This is a genomic window from Actinoplanes awajinensis subsp. mycoplanecinus (assembly GCF_001509495.1).
Classification (GTDB): Bacteria; Actinomycetota; Actinomycetes; order Mycobacteriales; family Micromonosporaceae; genus Actinoplanes; species Actinoplanes palleronii.
This window is the reverse complement of the sequence record NZ_LLZH01000085.1, coordinates 1-19,822: the sequence shown is the minus strand read 5'-3', so window position 1 is coordinate 19,822 and position 19,822 is coordinate 1. Positions and strand designations below refer to the sequence as shown.

The 19,822-nt window shown below is 70.5% G+C and carries 17 protein-coding genes and 1 riboswitch; of the genes, 8 read left to right on the top strand and 9 right to left on the bottom strand.

The window, feature by feature from the left end; genetic code table 11:
- Window positions 1–10: 10 nt before the first annotated feature.
- The gene (glmS, locus tag ADL15_RS11975; protein WP_067688451.1) at window positions 11–1,894 is read right to left on the bottom strand and encodes a glutamine--fructose-6-phosphate transaminase (isomerizing); all 1,884 of its coding nucleotides are present in this window, start codon (window positions 1,892–1,894) and stop codon (window positions 11–13) included.
- A 166-nt stretch (window positions 1,895–2,060) separates the two neighbouring features.
- On the opposite strand from glmS, the gene ADL15_RS11970 reads away from it, so the two are divergent.
- Together ADL15_RS11970 and ADL15_RS11965 are read left to right on the top strand one after the other, a co-directional pair.
- Window positions 2,061–2,816: an MmpS family transport accessory protein gene (locus ADL15_RS11970; protein ID WP_157441331.1), complete on the top strand. Its 756-nt coding sequence runs from the start codon at window positions 2,061–2,063 to the stop codon at window positions 2,814–2,816.
- 29 nt (window positions 2,817–2,845) lie between these two features.
- A complete protein-coding gene (locus tag ADL15_RS11965; RefSeq protein WP_083971168.1) occupies window positions 2,846–4,012 on the top strand; it encodes a pyridoxal phosphate-dependent aminotransferase in 1,167 nt (388 codons plus the stop codon).
- A gap of 46 nt (window positions 4,013–4,058) precedes the next feature.
- Here the strand turns inward: ADL15_RS11965 and glmM are convergent, their stop codons facing one another.
- The 3 genes from glmM to rplM all read right to left on the bottom strand — a co-directional run bounded on the left by glmM (window position 4,059) and on the right by rplM (window position 6,564).
- Window positions 4,059–5,411, bottom strand: coding sequence for a phosphoglucosamine mutase (gene glmM, locus ADL15_RS11960; protein ID WP_067688445.1), 1,353 nt, complete (start codon window positions 5,409–5,411; stop codon window positions 4,059–4,061).
- A gap of 164 nt (window positions 5,412–5,575) precedes the next feature.
- On the bottom strand, window positions 5,576–6,100 hold the full coding sequence (rpsI, locus tag ADL15_RS11955; protein ID WP_067688442.1) for a 30S ribosomal protein S9: 525 nt from the start codon (window positions 6,098–6,100) through the stop codon (window positions 5,576–5,578).
- 20 nt (window positions 6,101–6,120) lie between these two features.
- A complete protein-coding gene (gene rplM, locus ADL15_RS11950; RefSeq protein ID WP_067688439.1) occupies window positions 6,121–6,564 on the bottom strand; it encodes a 50S ribosomal protein L13 in 444 nt (147 codons plus the stop codon).
- A gap of 689 nt (window positions 6,565–7,253) precedes the next feature.
- Between rplM and ADL15_RS11945 the strand changes: the two genes are divergently transcribed.
- Complete coding sequence (locus ADL15_RS11945) at window positions 7,254–8,399, top strand: uroporphyrinogen-III synthase (RefSeq protein ID WP_083971167.1); 1,146 nt, start codon at window positions 7,254–7,256, stop codon at window positions 8,397–8,399.
- A gap of 702 nt (window positions 8,400–9,101) precedes the next feature.
- Window positions 9,102–9,557 (top strand): nitroreductase family deazaflavin-dependent oxidoreductase, encoded by a 456-nt coding sequence (locus tag ADL15_RS11940; protein ID WP_067688436.1) that lies wholly within the window; start codon window positions 9,102–9,104, stop codon window positions 9,555–9,557.
- A 369-nt stretch (window positions 9,558–9,926) separates the two neighbouring features.
- On the opposite strand, the gene ADL15_RS11935 is transcribed toward ADL15_RS11940, so the two are convergent.
- Genes ADL15_RS11935 through ADL15_RS11920 form a run of 4 tightly spaced genes read right to left on the bottom strand, consistent with a single transcriptional unit; the run spans window position 9,927 to window position 14,347 of the window.
- Window positions 9,927–10,541 (bottom strand): GTP-binding protein, encoded by a 615-nt coding sequence (locus ADL15_RS11935; RefSeq protein WP_067688433.1) that lies wholly within the window; start codon window positions 10,539–10,541, stop codon window positions 9,927–9,929.
- A complete protein-coding gene (locus ADL15_RS11930; RefSeq protein ID WP_067688431.1) occupies window positions 10,522–10,884 on the bottom strand; it encodes a DUF742 domain-containing protein in 363 nt (120 codons plus the stop codon). Before ADL15_RS11930 ends, ADL15_RS11935 begins: the two co-directional genes overlap by 20 nt.
- Window positions 10,885–10,928: 44 nt before the next feature.
- A complete protein-coding gene (locus ADL15_RS11925) occupies window positions 10,929–11,336 on the bottom strand; it encodes a roadblock/LC7 domain-containing protein (protein ID WP_083971164.1) in 408 nt (135 codons plus the stop codon).
- Window positions 11,333–14,347, bottom strand: coding sequence for a sensor histidine kinase (locus ADL15_RS11920; protein WP_232344041.1), 3,015 nt, complete (start codon window positions 14,345–14,347; stop codon window positions 11,333–11,335). Before ADL15_RS11920 ends, ADL15_RS11925 begins: the two co-directional genes overlap by 4 nt.
- A 660-nt stretch (window positions 14,348–15,007) precedes the next feature.
- Here ADL15_RS11920 and ADL15_RS11915 point away from each other — a divergent pair.
- The 3 genes from ADL15_RS11915 (at window position 15,008) to ADL15_RS11905 (ending at window position 17,914) form a co-directional block, all read left to right on the top strand.
- On the top strand, window positions 15,008–16,582 hold the full coding sequence (locus tag ADL15_RS11915) for a hypothetical protein (RefSeq protein WP_157441330.1): 1,575 nt from the start codon (window positions 15,008–15,010) through the stop codon (window positions 16,580–16,582).
- Window positions 16,583–16,762: 180 nt separating this feature from the next.
- Complete coding sequence (locus tag ADL15_RS11910; RefSeq protein ID WP_067689055.1) at window positions 16,763–17,143, top strand: ribonuclease domain-containing protein; 381 nt, start codon at window positions 16,763–16,765, stop codon at window positions 17,141–17,143.
- 230 nt (window positions 17,144–17,373) lie between these two features.
- Window positions 17,374–17,448: riboswitch (cyclic di-GMP riboswitch) on the top strand.
- Window positions 17,449–17,473: 25 nt separating this feature from the next.
- The gene (locus tag ADL15_RS11905; protein WP_157441329.1) at window positions 17,474–17,914 is read left to right on the top strand and encodes a hypothetical protein; all 441 of its coding nucleotides are present in this window, start codon (window positions 17,474–17,476) and stop codon (window positions 17,912–17,914) included.
- Window positions 17,915–18,013: 99 nt separating this feature from the next.
- Here ADL15_RS11905 and ADL15_RS55285 read toward each other — a convergent pair whose 3' ends face one another.
- Window positions 18,014–18,334, bottom strand: a complete 321-nt coding sequence (locus ADL15_RS55285) for a hypothetical protein (RefSeq protein ID WP_067688418.1) — start codon at window positions 18,332–18,334, stop codon at window positions 18,014–18,016.
- 186 nt (window positions 18,335–18,520) lie between these two features.
- Between ADL15_RS55285 and ADL15_RS11895 the strand changes: the two genes are divergently transcribed.
- Window positions 18,521–19,822 (top strand): DUF5305 family protein (locus tag ADL15_RS11895; RefSeq protein ID WP_232344040.1); only part of this gene is annotated, 1,302 nt, incomplete at its 3' end.

Sequence of the window (19,822 nt, the reverse complement as noted above, 5' to 3'; positions counted from 1 at the left end):
CGTCCGCGGATCATTCGACGGTGACCGACTTGGCCAGGTTGCGGGGCTGGTCCACGTCGTTGCCGCGAGCGGCGGCGATCTCGCAGGCCAGGATCTGCAGCGGCACGGTGGTCATCAGCGGGGCGAGCAGCGTCGGGGTCGGCGGCACCGTGATCAGGTGGTCGGCGAACGCCCGGACGTCCTCGTCGCCCTCCTCGGCGATCACGATGGTCCGGGCGCCACGGGCGCGGACCTCCTGGATGTTGGAGACCACCTTGTCGCGGATCACACCGCGGCCGGCCGGGGACGGCACCACGCAGACCACCGGGGTGCCCTCGTCGATCAGCGAGATCGGGCCGTGCTTGAGCTCACCGGCGGCGAAGCCCTCGGCGTGCATGTAGGCGAGCTCCTTGAGCTTGAGCGCGCCCTCCAGGGCCACCGGGAAGCCGACGTGCCGGCCGATGAACAGCACCGTCGACGCGGTCCGCAGGTCGCGGCCCAGTGCCCGGACGTCCTCCATCCGGCCCAGCAGGGTGCGCAGGCTGTCCGGGGTGGCCTGGAGCTTCTCGACCACGGCGGCGACCTCGTCGGCGTACATCACGCCGCGGATCTGGGCCAGGTGCAGGCCGATCAGGTAACACGCGACCAGCTGGGTGAGGAACGCCTTGGTCGAGGCGACCGCGATCTCCGGGCCGCCGTGGGTGTAGAGCACGGCGTCCGACTCGCGCGGGATGGTGGAGCCGTTGGAGTTGCAGATGGCCAGCACCCGGGCCTTCTGCTCCTTGGCGTGCCGCAGCGCCATCAGGGTGTCCATGGTCTCGCCGGACTGGCTGATCACGATCACCAGGGTGGAGCGGTCCAGGATCGGGTCGCGGTAGCGGAACTCGCTGGCCAGCTCGACCTCGCAGGGGATCCGCACCCAGTGCTCGATGGCGTACTTGGCGACCATGCCGGCGTGGAACGAGGTGCCGCAGGCCACGATGAAGACCTTGTCCACGTCCCGCAGGTCCTGGTCGGTGAGCCGCACCTCGTCCAGGATGATCTCGCCGCGCTCGCTCAGCCGGCCCAGCAGGGTGTCCGCGATGGCCTGCGGCTGCTCGGCGATCTCCTTGAGCATGAAGTACTCGTAGCCACCCTTCTCGGCGGCGGACAGGTCCCAGTCGACGTGGAACTCCTTGCCGGTCGCCGGGGCGCCGTCGAAGTCGGTGATCTCGATCTGGTCCGGGGTGATCAGGACGACCTGGTCCTGGCCCAGCTCGACCGCTTCCCGGGTGTGCTCGATGAACGCCGAGACGTCACTGGCCAGGAAGTTCTCCCCGTTGCCGCGGCCCACCACGAGCGGCGAGTTGCGCCGGGCGGCGACCACCGCGCCGGGCACCTCGACGTCGATCGCGAGCAGCGTGAACGCGCCCTCCAGCCGGCGCACGACCCGCCGCATGCCCTCGGCGAGCAGGGCCGGGCCGGGCTCCCCGCCGGCCTCGCGCAGCGCGCGCATCTCCGCGGCGAGCAGGTGCGCCGCGCACTCGGTGTCGGTGTCGCTGCGGAACTCGACGCCACCGGCCTCGAGCTCGGCGCGCAGCCGGGAGAAGTTCTCGATGATGCCGTTGTGGATCACGGCGACCCGGCCGTCGGCGGACAGGTGCGGGTGGGCGTTACGGTCGGTCGGCCCGCCGTGCGTGGCCCAGCGGGTGTGCCCGATGGCCGTCCGGCCCGCGGCGATGCCGTCGTCGGCCCGCTCGGCGAGCGCCTTCTCCAGATTGGCCAGCTTGCCGGCCCGCTTCTCGGTCCGGACCTCGTTTTTGTCGATGACGGCGATACCCGCGGAGTCGTATCCGCGGTACTCCAGCCGCCGGAGGCCATCGAGGACGATGCTCAGGGCCGGACGATTGCCTACGTAACCCACGATCCCACACATGCGGGGCAGCGTAGCCGACTTTCACGCAAACGTCATGCTCGAGAAGCACACTTACGAGCATGGTACGTGATCGGAAGCATAGACCAGCAGGGCAGACCCCCATCGGGTGAATGCCTTTCGGATGCGCATCTCGCGTACCGTCGGTTTCGGCTACCAGGAGGGGAAAATGAGCGATCAGCGCGAGCCGTCTCGGCCGCCGGAGTTCCAGCCGGGGCACGCTCCGCTGCCGTACCGCGGTCCGGAGCCGGAATATCCGCCGACATCGGCCTTCCCACCGGTCGGTTACGGACACACGCCGCCTTCCGGCTACGGCCCGCCGGCGCCAGATGGTTATGGGCCGCCGCCACCCGCCGGCTACGGGCCGCCGCCTGACGGTTATGGGCCACCGCCCGCCGGCTACGGGCCGCCGCCACCGCACCGGCGCAGCAACACCCCGCTCATCGCCCTGGTCCTGGCGATCAGCCTGCTGCTCTGCGGTGGGTTGGCGACCGCCGGCGTGCAGCTCTACCAGCGCGGCCGGGACAAGGTGGCGGAGGCCACCGACAAGATCCCCACCGCCCTGCCGACAGTGCTGCCCACCACCGCGCCGACCGAGCTGCCGACCGGCCTGCCCAACCTGCCGGGCCTGCCCGACGGGCAGAAGATCACCGTGAAGTACGAGGTGACCGGCGACGGCCCGGCCACCGTCTTCTACACCGAGAAGCTCAACGGCCTGCCCCAGACGATCAGCGACGCGGAACTGCCGTGGAAGCTGACGCTCACCATGGAGGGTCCGTCGGTGGTCTCGGTGTGGGCGATCCGCCGCTCGATCCACGACGGCAGCATCAGCTGCCGGGCCACCATCGACGGCGAGACGGTGTCCGAGCACACCGCGTCCGGCCGGATCGCGACCGCCACCTGCAACAAGCTGACCCTGAACTGAACTGAGCCGTTGGAGAACCGGGAGCCCAGGTGACCACCGACCCCCTCGTCGAACGGATGCGCCCGTTCGGGACCACGATCTTCGCCGAGATGTCCGCCCTCGCGGTGCGCACCGGGGCGGTCAATCTCGGACAGGGCTTCCCGGACACCGACGGCCCACCGGAGATGCTGGCGGCCGCCGCGCAGGCCCTGGCCGGTGGCGCCAACCAATACCCGCCGCTGGCCGGCATCCCGGCGCTGCGGCACGCGATCGTCGAGCACGAGCAGCGGTTCTGGGGTCTCGCCCGGGACCCGGACACCGAGGTCGTGGTCACCGCGGGCGCCACCGAGGCGGTCGCGGCGGCGATCCTGGCGCTCTGCGAGCCGGGTGACGAGGTGGTCTGCTTCGAGCCGTACTACGACTCGTACGCGGCCTCGATCACCCTGGCCGGAGCGGTCCGCCGCCCGGTCACGCTGCGGCCCGGCCCGGACGGGCGGTACGCGTTCGACGAGGCGGAGCTGCGCGCGGCGTTCGGCCCGCGGACCCGGCTGGTGCTGCTCAACACGCCGCACAACCCGACCGGCAAGGTGTTCACCCCGGCCGAGCTGGCCCTGATCGCCGACCTCTGCCAGCGGCACGACACGTACGCGGTGACCGACGAGGTCTACGAGCACCTGGTCTTCGACGCACCGCACACCCCGCTGGCCGGGCTGCCCGGGATGCGCGAGCGCACCCTGCGCATCTCGTCGGCCGGCAAGACCTTCTCCTGCACCGGCTGGAAGGTCGGCTGGGCCACCGGACCGGCCCGGCTGGTCTCCGCGGTGCTGCGGGTCAAACAGTTCCTGACGTTCGTGAACGCGGCGCCCCTGCAACCCGCCGTGGCGGTCGCCCTGCGCCTGCCGGACGCGTATTTCACCGGCTTCACGGCCACGCTGCGGGCGAACCGGGACCGGCTGGTGGCCGGGCTCACCGCGGCCGGGTTCGGCGTGCTGCCGTCCGAGGGGACGTATTTCGTGACCGCCGACATCCGGCCGCTGGGCGGGACCGACGGTGTCGAGTTCTGCCGGGAGCTGCCCGGCCGGGCCGGGGTGGTGGCGGTGCCGACCCAGGTCTTCTACGACCACCAGGACGCCGGGCGGCACCTGATCCGGTTCGCATTCTGCAAACGCGCCGAGGTGATCGACGACGCCGTCGACCGGCTTCGCAAGCTGGCGTAAACAGCAAAAAGGGCCCCGGGACACCGGGGCCCTCTTAAGCTGAAGATCAGATCGGGCTGGCGGCCCGGACCTCGTCGGCGATCCGCTCGGCGACGGTGCGCGCCTTCTCCTCGGTGGCGGCCTCGACCATCACCCGCACGAGCAGCTCGGTGCCGGAGGGGCGCAGCAGCACCCGGCCGGTCTCGCCCAGCTCGTTCTCGGCCAGCGCCACCGCGGCCTGCACGGTCGGCGCCGCGGCGCCGGCTTCCCGGTCGCCCACCTTGACGTTGATCAGCACCTGCGGCAGCGGGTGCACCACGGCGGCCAGGTCGGCCAGGGACTTGCCGCTCGCGGCCAGCTGCGCCATCAGGTGCAGGCCGGTCAGCACGCCGTCGCCGGTGGTGGCGAACGCCGGCATCACGATGTGCCCGCTCTGCTCGCCGCCCAGGGCCAGCCCGCCGCTCTGCAGCTCCTCGAGCACGTACCGGTCGCCGACCTTGGTCTCGAGCAGCGTGATCCCGGACTGCTTCATCGCGATCCGCAGACCCAGGTTGCTCATCACGGTCGCGACCAGGGTGTTCTCGGTCAGCGTGCCGGCGTCGCGCATGGCCAGCGCCAGGATCGCCATGATCTGGTCGCCGTCCACGATGTCACCGGCCGCGGTGACGGCCAGGCAGCGGTCGGCGTCGCCGTCGTGGGCCAGGCCCAGGTCGGCGCCGTGCTCCAGCACCGCGTCGCGGACCTTGTCGAGGTGTGTCGAGCCGCACTCCTCGTTGATGTTCAGGCCGTCCGGCTCGGCGTGGATCGCGATCACCTCGGCACCGGCCTCCCGGTACGCCACCGGGCCGACCTCGCTGGCCGCGCCGTTCGCGCAGTCCACCACGACCTTGACGCCTTCCAGGCGGTGCGGAAGCGATTCGATCAGGTGCTTGATGTAGTGCTCGGCGCCGTCCAGCAGGTCGTGCACCCGCCCGATCGCCGCGCCGATGGGCCGGCCGACCAGGCCGTGCCCGTCCTCGACCGCCTTCTCGATGCGCTCCTCGAGCTCGTCCGGCAGCTTCTGGCCACCGGAGGCGAAGAGCTTGATGCCGTTGTCCGGCATGGGGTTGTGCGACGCCGAGAGCATCACACCCAGGTCGGCGCCGGTCTGCCCCACCAGGTACGCGACCGCGGGCGTCGGCAGCACGCCGACCCGGACCACGTTGGCTCCCGCACTGGTCAGGCCGGCGACGACGGCAGCCTCCAGCATCTCCCCGCTGGCCCGTGGATCACGGCCCACGATGGCGAGCGGCTGATGACTGCTGTCGCTCTCGACCAGGACCCGAGCCGCCGCGACAGCGACCTTCAGGGCGAGTTCCGGGGTGAGCAGATCGCCGTTCGCGAGACCGCGAACGCCGTCGGTGCCGAAGAGTCGCCCCATGGCGGCTTCCTTTCGCCGGTGACACGTGCCCCCCAGCGTGCATCACCATGCGGCAAGGGCAGGAGTACCGAAACAGCTAGTTGGGGGGAGGGAGGTGCCACAAACCAACGACGGCCGAGCACGCACCCCGATAATCGGGGGCGGACTCGGCCGTCGTAGGGAAATCAGCGCTTCGAGTACTGCGGAGCCTTACGGGCCTTCTTGAGACCGTACTTCTTGCTCTCCTTGACCCGGGCGTCACGGGTCAGGAAGCCGGCCTTCTTCAGGGCCGGACGGTCGTCGGGCTCGTTGGTGATCAGGGCCCGGGCGATGCCGAGACGCAGCGCGCCGGCCTGGCCGGTGATGCCACCGCCGTGCAGGTTCGCGTAGACGTCGAACTGCTCGGCGCGCTCAACGGTGCCCAGCGGCTCGCGGATCAGCTGCTGGTGGACCTTGCTCGGGAAGTAGTTCTCGAGCTCCCGGCCGTTGCAGGTGATCTTGCCGGTGCCGGGGACGAGACGGACCCGGACGATGGCCTGCTTGCGCCGGCCCACCGTCTGGATCGGCCGGTCGCCGGGACGCGGGGCGCGAACCGGAGCCGGAGCGGCCTCGACGACGACCGTCTCGGCGGGCTCTTCGACAGTCTCGACGGTCTCTTCGACAGTCTCGACGGCCTCGACGGCCTCGGGCTCAACGATGTTGTCGGTCATGCTGCTGCCTTCTCCCGCGCTCACTGCGCGATCTGCTTGATTTCGAACGGCTGCGGCTGCTGCGCGGCGTGCGGGTGCTCAGCACCCGGGTAGATCTTCAGCTTCTTGAGGATCTGCGCGGCGAGCTTGTTGTGCGGCAGCATGCCCTTGACGGCCAGCTCGACCGCCTTCTCGGGGCGCTTGGACAGCAGCTCCTCGTAGCCGATCTGCTTCAGACCGCCCGGGTAACCGGAGTGCCGGTAAGCGACCTTGGTCTGCCGCTTGTTGCCGGTCAGCGCGACCTTGCCAGCGTTGATGATCACCACGAAGTCGCCGGTGTCGACGTGCGGGGCGAACGTCGGCTTGTGCTTCCCCCGCAGAAGGGTCGCAGTGTGGGTAGCCAGGCGGCCCAGAACGACGTCAGAAGCGTCGATAATGTGCCACTGACGCTCGATCTCACCCGGCTTCGGGCTGTACGTACGCACAGAATTACCTTGTCTCGTCGTCGGTCTGGGGGCGCGCGCTGGTCGTGTCGAGCATCGGCGTCGACGCGACTGTCAAGCACACCCCAGAGGGCGCGCCCGCAGCTATCGCATAACAGCAGGCAACAATACCCGGCCGCGCGGCGCGTGGTCAAAACAGGCTGCCCGCGGGTGAATAGCCCGAGGCGGGACCTCAAACGGTATCCAGCATACTCGGCCCGGCGGGTCAGCCCGGCGGGGGTTCGACAAGTCCCGCTGGATGCCTCTTAGCAGGCTCGAAACAAATGGGACGCTTAGCCGAAATTCCCCACCGGCAGGCTTCCCGGCATGGCCATCGGTGCGGAACCACGGACGACGCGGCCCGGCATTGGCCGACGCGGCGTCTCGAGGCGCACCATGGAGAGACCATCGTCAGGGTTGAGGACGGACCTGACGGTGTTCACCACACCGGTTCGCCGGAGTGGTGGGGAGAAGTCGCGGCGTGCCCCGGACGGAGGCATGGCGAGGACCGTAAGCGTGACATGGGAGCGGGTCAACGCTGAGGACGACGGTCTTCGAGCGTGCCCTTCGGTGGACCGCCCGGCCACGTCGCGACTTCTCGACCCCAATCCGCTTTTCTTGAACGGCGTCGCCGGCCGCCACGGGATCGGTGCCGGCCTTCTGTTTTCCGGCCGCCACGGGATCGCTGCCGGATGACGGACCGGACCCCGGGGGCCCGCCGGCCGGTGCTGACCGCGGCCGCGCTGGCCGAACCGACCGCTGCCCTCTCCGGGTACACCATCGGCGTCACCTCCGACCGCCGCCGCGACGAGCTGGCCGGTCTGCTGGAGAGCCGCGGCGCCCGGATCGTGCTGGCGCCCGCGCTGCGGATCGTCCCGATCGCCGACGACGCCGAGCTGCGCGCCGCCACCCGCGCCTGCCTCGACACCCCGCCCGACATCGTGCTGGTCAACACCGGCATCGGGATGCGCGGCTGGCTGGAGGCCGCCGAGGGCTGGGGCCTCGCCGAACCGTTGCGCGCCGTGCTCAGCCGCTCCTACCTGGTGGCCCGCGGCCCGAAGGCACGCGCCGCGGTCCGCGCCGCCGGGCTGCAGGACCAGTGGACCCCGGACGGCGAGGGCTATGAGGAGGTCGTCGAGCACCTGACCGCCCGCGGCATCGCCGGCCTCACCGTCGCCATGCAGCTGCACGGCGAGAGCCAGCCGGAATACACCGACGCGCTGGAGGGCGCCGGCGCCCGGGTGATCGAGGTGCCGGTCTACCGCTGGGCGCCACCGACCGACCCGGCCCCGCTGCACCGGCTGGTCGACCTGATCGCCGGCCGCCTGGTCGACGCCGTGACGTTCACCTCCGCCGCCGCGGTCCAGGCTCTGCTCCGCGCTGCCGGGCCGGCTGTCGACCCGGTGCTGGACGCGCTGCGCTCCGACGTACTGGCCGCTTGTGTGGGGCCGGTCACCGCGTCGCCGCTGCGCCGTCACGACGTACCGGTCTCCACGCCGAACCGCGCCCGCCTCACCGCCCTGGTCCGCACCCTGGTCGAGGAACTCCCCAAACGCGCGGTGTCCCTGCAGGTCAACGGCCACGCCATCACTCTGCGCGGACACGCCGCGGTGGTCGACGGCGACCTGCGACCACTCGCGCCCGGCCCGATGGCGGTCCTCCGCGCGCTGGCCACGTCACCGGGCCGGGTCCTCTCCCGCGCCGCACTGCTGCAGGCCCTCCCGCGCAACGCCGACGAGCACGCGGTCGAGATGGCCGTCGCCCGCCTCCGCGCCGGCCTCGCGGTCCCCGGCATCGTCCAGACCGTCGTCAAACGCGGCTACCGCATCCCCATCTGAAGCCGCGAAACGCTCCGCGCCAAAATCAAGATCAAATTCAAGATGTCGTGCGTCCGCCGGGGTACAGACCGCCGCTCCCGCCGGGACCCTTCCAGGCTTTGCTGGCCGCTACGCGTCCAAACCACAAACCCTTCCAGGGCGACACCCGCGCTCCCCAAGGCCACCCACCCCAAGCCCCACCCCGCGCGTGAAGTAACAGCACCCTCCGCACCAAAAGTCCCCACGCAACACCTCACCCCACCCTGCGTGTGAAGTTACGGCGCGCTCCGCACCCAAACTCCCCACGCAGCACCTCAACCCACGTTGCGTGTGAAGTTACGGCGCGCTCCGCACCCAAAGTCCCCACACAGCACCTCAACCCACCTTGCGTGGGGAGTTACGGCGCGCTCCGCACCCAAAGTCCCCACACAGCACCTCAACCCACCTTGCGTGGGGAGTTACGGCGCCCTCCGCACCCAAAGTCCCCACACAACACCTCAACCCGCTTTGTGTGGGGAGTTGCGGCGCGCTCCGCACCCAAAGTCCCCACGCAACAGCTCAACCTGCGTTGCGTGGGGAGTTGCGGTGGGGGTCGCGGGCGGACGCTCCGGGCTGCGGGTGGGACGGGGCTGTGGATCGGTCAGGAAACGAGAAGCGGGGTGAGAAGGGGCGGGCCTAGCGTGGATTTCGCGGGTGACCGCTACCAGCGAGGGGGAGGCAGTTGTGGGTTCGGAGCAGCAGGTGGGTGGGCGTGGGCCGGGGGCGTTCTCGCGGTGGGTGCAGCGGACCATGAACGGCCGGGCCAGTCGCCGGATTCGCGGCGGGAAGGGCTCGATGATGGGGATGGACGTGCTGGTGCTGAACACCGTCGGGCGCCGGAGCGGGCAGCCGCGGGAGACGCCGCTGGCCTGGTTCCCGGACGGCGGGGACGGGTGGCTGGTCGTCGCCTCGGGTGGGGGCGGGCAGCACCCTGACTGGCACGCCAACCTGGTGGCCCACCCGGACCGGGCGTCGATCGAACTGCCCGGCCGGGGTGTCGTGCCGGTGACGCCGCACCGGCTCGACGGCGCCGACCGCGAGCAGGCCTGGCAGCGCATCACCGCCGCGCAGCCCCGTATCGCGAAATATCAGGGCAAGTCCGCCCGCCAGTACCCGGTGATCCGCCTCACGCCGAACTGAAGCCGGGCCGCGCTTGAGCAGCCGGGCCGAGCTGAAGCCGGGCCGCGCTCGAACAGCCGGGCCGCGCTGAAGCCGGGCCGAGCTCAAGCCGGGCCGCGCCTGAGCAGCCGGGCCGGGCTGGAGCCGGGCCGCGCCTGAGCAGCCGGGCCCGGGCGAACGAGCGCGGGCCGCGGCGGCTCGTGGACCACGGGACGTGGGGTTGGGACCGTGACCACCCGCGGACGTCGCCCCGGAGGTCTTCGCGTTCTGGACGCGTAGCGGCCAGCGAAGACCGCAGGGGTCCCGGCGGGAGCGACGATCCGCACCCCAGCGGACGCACGACAAAAAGATCTTGATTTTGGGTTTCCCCGGCTGGCCTGAAACGGTCAGTCAGCCGACGACGGCCCCCTGTTCATGTTCGGTCACCAGGGTGGCCATGGCGTGCTCGACGACGCCGATGAGGACGGCCTTGACCGACTCACGGTGCCGGGCGTCGCACATGATCAGCGGAACCCGGGCCGGGATGGCGAGCGCCTCCCGCACCTCCTCCGCCTCGTAGCGCGGCGACTCGTCGAAGCAGTTCACCGCCACGAGGTAGGGCAGGTGCCGGTTCTCGAAGTAGTCGAGCGGCGCGAACGCGTCGGTCAGCCGGCGCGTGTCGACCAGGACCGCGGCGCCGACCGCGCCCCGGATCAACTCGTCCCACATGAACCAGAAGCGGGTCTGTCCGGGCGTGCCGAACAGGTAGAGGATCAGGTCGTCGGCCATGGTGATCCGGCCGAAGTCCATCGCCACCGTGGTGGTGCCCTTCTCGGGCACCTTGGAGGCGTCGTCGATCCCGGCGCCGGCCGCGGTCATCACGGCCTCGGTCGTCAGCGGCTCGATCTCGGAGACCGCGCCGACCAGGGTCGTCTTCCCGACGCCGAAGCCACCGGCGACGACGATTTTCGCGGAGGTGATCTCCGAAGAAGGCGTACCCGCCCGCTCAGAGCTTGCGAAGTCCACTCAAAACCCTTCCCAGCAGATCCATTCGCTGTGTGTAGCCCTTACGAGGAGCGGCACTGTGCAGCGTGAGCAAACCGTCGGCGACCATGTCGGCGACGAGGACCCGGGCCACCCCGAGAGGCAGGCGGGTCAGCGCCGCGAGTTCGGCGAGCGATTGGGCTTTCGGCTCACACAACACGGCGATGCGGTACTTGTCATGCCCGGCGAAACGCGCTTCCTGTACGGCCGGCGGGCTGGCGACCAGGACCGCTTCGATCGGGATGTCCCGGATCGGCTCGGTCCGGCCGCGGGTCACCGCGTACGGCCGCACCAGGTTGCCCCGGGGATCGTGCGGCTCTGTCATGTCGCGGTCACCTCATCTCCACCGGGGCCCAGCGGCCCCGGCGCCTAGTGGCTGACGGCTTCGCGCGTCGCCGGTGACAACGCTGCACCGACGCGCTCCACCAGCAGAGCCATCTCGTAACCGACCTGACCGACGTCGCAACTGCGCGCCGCCAGCACGGCCATCGATGACCCGTCGCTGATGGACATCAGGAAAAGATAGCCGCTATCCATTTCGATGATGGTCTGCATGACCTTTCCGGCGGTGAACATCCGGGACGCACCGTCGGTCAGACTGACCACACCGGACGTGATCGCGGCCAGCTGATCGGCCCGGTCACTCGGCAGATCGCGCGAGCACGCCAGCAACAGACCGTCCGCGGAGACCGCGACGACGTGCGCGATACCCGCGATGCTGTCAGCGAAGTTGTTGAGCAGCCAGCCCATGTCCTGCATGGTGGGAGACCTGGTCACTGTTCGTTCTCCTTAGGAGCCTGTGGTGCCACGGCGGCGGAATCGGCGACGCCGTCCGTCCGTCCTCGCTGCACCCCACGGGTATACGCGGAGAGCAGTCCACGCACGTCGTCGGGGCTGCGACGGTTCTGTGCCCGGGGCGCCTCCTGCACCCCGCCCGGAATGAGTTGCGCCTGCGGGATGCGTTTCGGCAGGCCGGTACGGGTGATGCCGGCGTCCACCGGTGCGGCGGCCGCCATGGCGCGGTGCCAGCCCTCGTCCGCGGCGGTGCGCCACCGGTCCTCGGGGGCGGTACGGGGTCGGGGCACGGCGTGTCCCTCGGTGGTCGGAGCGGCGGCCGGCCGCTGCGGCGGTGCGCTGCCCGGCGCCGCGGAGACCGGGGCCGGAGCGTAACCGGCGGTCGGCATGCCACGCAGAGTCGGGGCTTCGACTTCCGGCTCGAACCAGCCGTGCTGCATCTCGACCTGGATCGGCGCCTCGATCGGTGCCGACGGCGCCGCCATCGCGTGGCCGTTGACCGGGCCGCCCGCCGTGGGCATGCCCACCTGCGGCGCGGTCCTCGGTGCGGCCAGCGGCGCGGTCCTCGGCGCGGTCAGCGGCGCGTCCCTCGGGAAGGCCGGCTGCGCGGAAACCGGCGCGTCCCTCCGGTAGGCCGGCTGTGCGGAAACCGGCGCAGAACCCGGCGCAGAACCCGGCGCGGAGACCGGTGGCGCCGAGAACGGCCGGGCCGAAACCGGCTGCGCGGAGATCGGCCGGGCGACCAGAGGCTGTGCGGAGATCGGCCGGGCGGTCAGCGGCTGCGCCGAAACCGGCGCCGCGGAAACCGGCGCCGCGGAAACCGGCGCGGCCGAGGAAGCGGGCACGAACAGCGGCGCCGACGGCAGCTCGGGCGTGGTCGGCTTCGGCACCCGGGTGGGCAGCGGCGGCCGGTCCGGTGTCGGCTTCAGATCCAGGTCGTCCTGCGGCCCGACCACCATCTGCGCCCACCGCGGCATGGCCTGCGACGGCGCCGGCGCGGACCGGATCGGCGGACGTACCTCGGCCGGACGGTCCGGACCGGCAGTGGTCTGCGGTGCCGGACCGGGCCGGGTCCAGCTGGCCGCCCGGCCGGGCGCGGCCGGCGCGCCGGGCAGCGCCACGATGTCGGGCGGCAGGGTGATCTCGGCGATCGTCCCGCCCTCGCGGCTGGGCAGCAGGCGCACCTCGATGCCGTGCCGGGCCGCGAGCCGGGCGATGACCGCGAAACCCATCAGCCGGAACGCACTGACGTCGACCTCGGTCGGCTCGGCCAGTCGCCGGTTGATCAGCTCCAGCTGCTCGGACGAGACTCCGAGACCGTGGTCCTCGACCTGGACCACGGCGTGGTCGCCGGACCGTCGCCCGTGCGCCATCACCACGGTCGTCGGCGGGGAGAACCGGGTCGCGTTGTCCAGCAGTTCGGCGATCAGCCGGACCACGTCGTTGACCGCGGCGGCGGTGACCGAGACGTCGGTGTCGATCGCACCGAACTCGATCCGGTGGTACATCTCCACCTCGGACTGGGCAGCCCGCAGCGCGTCGATCAGCAGCGCGTCCTCGCGGCGCGGCGCGCCCACGTCCGCGCCCGCCAGCACCAGCAGGTTCTCGTCGTTGCGGCGCATCCGGGTGGCGAGGTGGTCCAGGTCGAAGAGCTTGGCCAGCCGCTTCGGGTCCTCCTCGGTGCGCTCGATCTGGTCCAGCTCGCCGATCATCCGGTCGACCAGCGCCTGACTGCGCCGGGCCAGGCTGAGGAACATCGCGGAGACGCTGGTCCGCAGCGCGGCCTGCTCGGCCGCGACCCGGATGGCCTCCCGGTGCACCATGTTGAACGCCTCGGCCACCTGGCCGAACTCGTCGCGCTCGGCGAGCCGGATCGGGTCCCGGGTCTGCGCGATGATCCGGTCGACACCGCCCTCGCCCAGGCTCTCCACGTCCTGCAGCTGGCTGACCGCCTCGGGCAGGTCCCGGTGGGCCACCAGGAGCGCGCCCTCGCGCAGCCGGCGCAGCGACAGGTGCAGGTTGCGTCCGATGTAGAAGGCCAGCCCGATCGCGCCGAGCAGGACCAGCAGCACCACCACGAACTCGAGGGTGGCGCGCTGGGTGCTGGCTTTGCTCTCGTCCTCGGCGACCTGGACGACCTCGGTCTCGAGCTGGGTCTCGGCGCTCCGGAAGAGCGACAGGACCTCGGCGTACGTCTTGATCAGGTCGGTGGTCGTCACCGGCGAGGGCCCGGTGAGCCGGGTGACCAGGCCGTCCGCCCGGGCCACCGCGGCGTTCGCCAGGGTCGCCTCGATCAGACCGACCTGGTCGACGGTGGCGATCTGCCGGAAGTCGTCGAGCGCGTCCTGCCGGGAGGTCTGCGTGCCGATCAGCTCCTGCTGCCAGGCGGCGGTGAGCGAGCCGGTGGCGCGAACCACGTACGCGGCGGCCTCCTGGTCACCGGCGGCCGACTCGATCCGGCTGAAGGCGGCGAGAGCGCGCAGCCCGTCAGCCACCGGCCCCGGGTCGGCAACCTGGCTCACCGCGTCGTCGTAATCGGACAGTCCGTCAAGGATCTTGCCGTACTGCTGGATCGCCGAGGCGACCGTCATGTCGTCCCGCGCGGACACCGAGGTCCGGATCGCGGCCAGCTCGCCGAGCTCGTCCTGGATCAGCTGGAGCCGGTCGCGCACCCGGACCGGCACATCGGTGATCTCGCCGCGGTGCTCGCGGAACAGCCGGACCTGCCCGTCCACCGCCGCGCTCGCCGACTTGAGCGGTTCGGCCGACGCCTTCGACGAGGTCAGGAACACGGCGGCGGCCATCCGCTCGCGGTGCAGCAGCAGGGTCAGGCCGGAGAGGTCGGTGCCCAGCTGGGTCAAATCGGCCACTCGGGCCGCGTCGGTGGCACGTCCGCGTACGTCGGCCAGCCGCACCGAGGCGAGCACCAGCACGGCCACCAGCGGAATGATCAAAAGTCCGGCGAGCTTGGCGCGGACGCTTGCGTCCCGCAACCGCGGGAAAGAAGCACGTCGCACAGCCAGGCCCGAGGATCCCGCGCTCACGACATCTCCTTCGCGATCGTCCAGCCTCACTGGGCACCCCGGAATATTGTCTTCGGTGACGCCGGCGCGAAGCCGTCCGAGGGCTGCGGTCCGGCCCCGTCCGGCGCGCGCAGCAAGGTCCGTGCCGTTATCGGCACGGCGGCGATTTCATCAGAACCCTGTGCGGTTTGGGAAGCCTGGATCCTCCCGGAAACCGCCGGGCTGTCCGGGTGGTAACCGCGCGCGAACTCCGCCCACAGCCGCCGTCGTGGCGTTGACGTGCGCAAATACCTCATTCGTGGCCACCCACGCGGCCAGAGCTGCCGCACACTTTCACGATTCCAACCACTATGTGAGAGTCCCGTCCCGCGTTTCACGTACCCGCGGCTTCTGAGCAGGGTTCTCACGTTCGCAAGGATTGGCACGACACGACGGACACGTTGTCCGTGGCAGACAGTGTCCACTCTGGAGGGTTGGTCTGGCAACCATTCCGTACGTCGCCTCAGAGTTACCGAGGGTTACCTTAATTGATCGATGTATTTCGATTGATGAAGATCCAGACTTTAGGCTGCCTTAAGAAGCCGGTCTCCCACTGGCGTACCGGCCACCGGATTACGTAACGTGCGCGGCATGGCATTTCGGAGCTGGGTGAAGCTGCTGGCCGCCACCGCCCTCGCGGCCGCGGTGATCGGAGCCGGCCAACTCGGCATCGCCTACGGACTCGGCGTCGTGCGACTCGACCGCATCCTGGATGTCACTGCGCGTGACCAATGGACCGCGCAGCTCGCCTGGGTCGCCTGGATCACGATGACCGCCGCGGCCATCGGCGCGACGATCGCCACCGGTTTGCGACCACGGTGGCTGCCCCGCCCGGTCGGCGGTGGCGGCGCGCTCGGCGTGGGCATCGCGGCCGGCCTCGGCTCGCTCGCCGTCCTCCCGCTGACCATGCAGCCGGCTCGGGCCGCTCAGGTCGCCGGGGTGCAGCCGGTCTTCGTGATCGGGCTGGCCGCCGGGCTCGGCGCGGCGGCCGGCATCTTCGCCGGCTGGGCCGCCGCCGCGAAGCCCGCCGCGCGCTGGAACGTGGCCGCACTGAGCTCGCTGATGTGGATCGTCGCGCTGGTCTCGGTCGTCCCGTCGCTGCTGCCCGGCCACACCCCGATCGCGATCCGGCTCGGCGTGCTGAGCGGCAGCCTGATCCCGGCGGCCGTGGCCGGGCACACCGCGTTCCTCACCATGCCGACGCTCGCCCTGCTGGCCGGGCTGGCGGTCGGCTGGGCGGCCCGCGGGAACCAGCTGCCGACGCTGGCCGTGGGCCTGGCCGGGCTGGCCGGCCCGGCGCTGCTGACCGTGGCGTACCTGATCGCCGGGCCGGAAGGCGCCGCGACCGGCTTCCGAGCCGACCCGTACTGGTCGGCGATGACCGCGTGCGGCGCCGGGGTGCTCGGTTCGGTGCTCGTCGCGATCGTCCGCGGCACTCCGGCCACCACTGCTTCTTCCGCGCCCGCGGCCGCTCCGGTTTCTCAACCCCCTTCGGTACGGGAGGAAGAGGATCCGCCGCCCGCTCTCCCGCACCGGGACGCGCCCGCGCAGTCGGCCATCGCCCAGGCCTCAGCCGCGGCGGCGGTGCACCCGGCCGACACCGGGGTGATCGCGACCGCGGCGGGCACGCCGAACAACCCGTTCTCCGGCGGCACCGGCAGCCCGTTCCGCTCCGGCGCGCCGTTCCCGCCCGCACCGGTCGCCGCGCCGTACCCGGCTCAGCCGGCTCCCACGCCGTACCCGTCCCACCCGGCGCCCACCCCGAACCAGGCGCCGCCGCAGGCGCCGGCCCCGGAGAACCCGCCGCGCTTCTCCGGCCAGCAGCCGACCCCGGCCTCCGGTGGCCGTGGCTGGCGCTCCCGGGGGAAGGCCACCCCGCCGCCGCCCCCGCCCGCGCCGGGCTCCGACTCGTTCAACGGTTTCACCGCGGGCCCGCCGAGCGGCCGGTCCGGCTCGGTCACGGCCGAGCAGCCCCGGGTCCCGGCGCCACGCGGTTCGGCGTCTCACGGGCCGGCGTCCCACGGTTCGGCGTCTCACGGGCCGGCATCTCACGGGCCGGTCGTGGAACCCACCTCGATCAGCGGCCCGCACGGCTCCGGCCCCGGGCGCAAGCCTCGCCAGGAAACAGATTATGTCGATTGGGTAAGCGGGCTCGGAGGGCAGTAAAACATTCGTTAACTCCGATGGAATGACTCGATTGAGAGCTACCGCGGCGCGGCACAGACCTAGACGATGGTCGATGTCCGAGGCCCATCCCCTCTCATCGCATCGGAGTTCGACGTGACTCATCCCCGCACGCTCCCCCGCTCCCTGCCGCGCGGTCGCAAGCTGCTGCTCAGCCTCGCCATGGTCTTCGGGCTGGCCGGCACCGCGCTGGTCGCACCCGCCGTGGTCGCGCCCACGCACACCTCGGCCGCGCAGGCCGCCGTCTACTCGACGTGCACGATCAGCCGCTGTTCGGCCGCGCGTACCGCGGTCACCGGCTGGTCCTCGCTCGGCTGGCCGACCAGCTCGGGCTGGTACTCGTGGCCGTACGGCAACTACAACTACACCGGCGGCACGTTCCAGAACCGCGAGGGCTACCTGCCGACGGCGACCTACAACGAATACGACGTCTACTCCCGCGCCCGGGGCGCCTCGCGTGACGCCTACCGGATCGTGGTCAACCGCAGCACCAAGGTCGCCTACTTCACCCCGGACCACTACGTGACCTTCTACAAACTCTGAACCCGATTTTGTACGTTCGCGGCGGCCGTCTGGTGACGGCCGCCGCGTCGCGTTCGGCCCCGCTTCGGTCCCGCTGCCGGGTCATCCGCAACCGGCGCGCAACCATTAGCACCCGGAACGCACTAAGGCACTGCAAATCGAAAAGTCTGAACAAGAAAGTCCCGACTAACGCTCAATCGCAGCGAGGGAATGACCGAAACACTTGCTGCCAGGGGATGACGAAGTCCGCTCGGCGAGAAGGGCAAACCCGGTGCGAACCGGGGACGCAAAGCCACGGGACCCACGAGGTCGGCCGGGCTACCACCGAACGAACAAAGGGACACGATCTATATGCGCAGCATGCTTCAGCTTCTTGGTGGCGTGGCCGTTGCCGGTGTCGTCGCGGCCGGCAGCACCGCCTTCACCGGCGCAGGTCTGACGAACGGCATCACCAACCAGAAGACCTTCCTCGGCGGCACCGTCTCGCACACCGTCGTCGGAGCCAACCTGACGGCGATGGCCTTCACCAACTCTGACATCACCGGCGCTACGACCAAGGTCACCGCGTTCACGCTGGACTTCAACGCCGATGCGCTCGGAAAGGCCGTGGCGATCAGCGGCATCACCGGCACCCCCGGCTCAAGCAACACAAACGACCCGGACGGCTTCACCTGCACCGTCGTCGGAGCCGCACCGACATACCGTTCCACATGCTCGGCATCGGTTGCCGGCGTTGCGAACGTCAACGGCTGGTACTCGACCTTGGGTGCCTTCAGCATCGAGGTTTCCTGACCTGAGGGCGTCCGCGCGGGATACCGTTTCCCGCGTCGGATCGCAGGCGAGCCATGCTCGCACTCCCCCTGGGATTGCCTACCTGTGCAGGTCAAACGTCTAGCCGCGGCCGCCATCCTTGGGATGGCGGCCATCGGCTTGTGGGGCATCGGCACCCATCAGGTCTCTTACGTGGTCACTCATGGCGTAAGCATGAACCCGGTTTACTTCGCTGGCGATTTCGTAATCATCGCCAAGTCCGATTCCTACGAAGTCGGGCAGATCGCCGCCTACCATGGTGCTGACGGCCGAGTGGAGGTCCTGCATCGGATCATCGACGGTGATGCCAAGAACGGATTTATTTTCAAGGGCGACAACAATGAATCCGTGGATGTCGATACCCCGAAAGGCGCCGATGTAATCGGACGAGCCGTTGTCCACGTCCCTAAAATAGGCACCTGGATACAGCCTCTCCTCAGCCCGACCGGACTTGGGATGCTCGGCTTCATGTTCGTCAGCGGCGGAGCTGCGGCGGCCAAGACGCGCCGAGAAATCCCCCGTGGCCGCCGCAAAAAGAGAGTCAAGGGCATGTCTGGGAAAGGCGGATCCTGGGCTGCAGGCGCGGCCGTGATCAAGGCTGTCAGCCGCCTGAACCCGATCCTCCGGCTTCTCGCCGTGGTGACCGCTCTTTGCGCGGCCGCGGGTCTCGTGCTCGGCGTGCTCGGGTGGATGAAGCCGGCCACCCAATCCGCCCCCAGCAGTGCGCTGGCCGGGGAGTCGATGACGTTCTCCTACTCGGCCAAGGTCGACTCGTCGGCGGCCTATGACGGCACCGTCGCCTACTCCCCCGATCCGATCTATCGCAAGCTTGCCGACTTCGTCGACCTGCGACTGCAGTACCAGGGCGAACCCGGCAGCATCACCGTCACCGCCCGCCTCTCCTCTCCCGCCGGGTGGCACTCGACGATGCAGTTGTCGCAGGACCGGAAGTTCACTGCCGAGCGCTACACCGGCACGGTCCTGCTCGACCTCGACGGCATCAACGAGCGGGTCCAGGCCGCGGGCAAGGCGATCGGTACCGACCTCGGCCAGATCACCATCGCGGTGACCGCGCATGTCGAGCACGGCGACGGGTCCTCGTTCGATCCGCAGCTCTCCCTCGCGCTCAACCCGATGCAGCTCGCCCTGGCCGGTGGCGCTGACAGCCTGGTCGTCAACCAGTCTGGGTCGACCTCGGGCGGCGGGATCTACCCCCGGCAGATCAGCGTGCTGGGCCGGGATCTGCTGACCGCCGCGGTGGCCCGCAAATACGCGGTCTGGCTGCTGCTGGTCGCGATCGCGGCCGCGATCGGGGTCGGGATGGCCGCGCTGCGCGGCGTTCCGCTGCAGACCCGGGCGCAGATCCAGCGCCGCTACGGTCACCTGCTCGTCCCGGTCGAACCGATCAACAACAAGCAGGACGAGCCGGTCGTCACGGTCGCCACGTTCCCGGCGCTGGTCAAGCTCGCCGAGAAATACGGCCAGATGATCCTCACCTGGACCCGCCCGGACGGCGCCGACGACTTCGTGGTCCGCGACGACGGTGTCCTCTACCGCTACCGGATCACCGCGCTCCGACCGACAGCCGCGAAGCCCCCGCTCTCCGGCCTCCCCCACCCGGCCCGCCGCGCCCAGAAGTCGGCCGCCCTGGGCATCGCCTCGGTGATCGGAACCGCGGCCCAGACCGCGCCTGTTCAGGCCGCACCCGCCCCCGCCGCGGACACCGTTCCACCCAAGCTCCCCGAGCCGGTCACCGCGAAGCCCTCAACCGCTCAGCTCCCCGAGGCCGAGGCCACCCCCACCCCCCCCGCCGAGAAGCCCACCCCAGAACAAACCCAAGAACTAAACGTCGCCCTCCTCAACAAAGCCCCCACCCCCGAACCCCCCGCC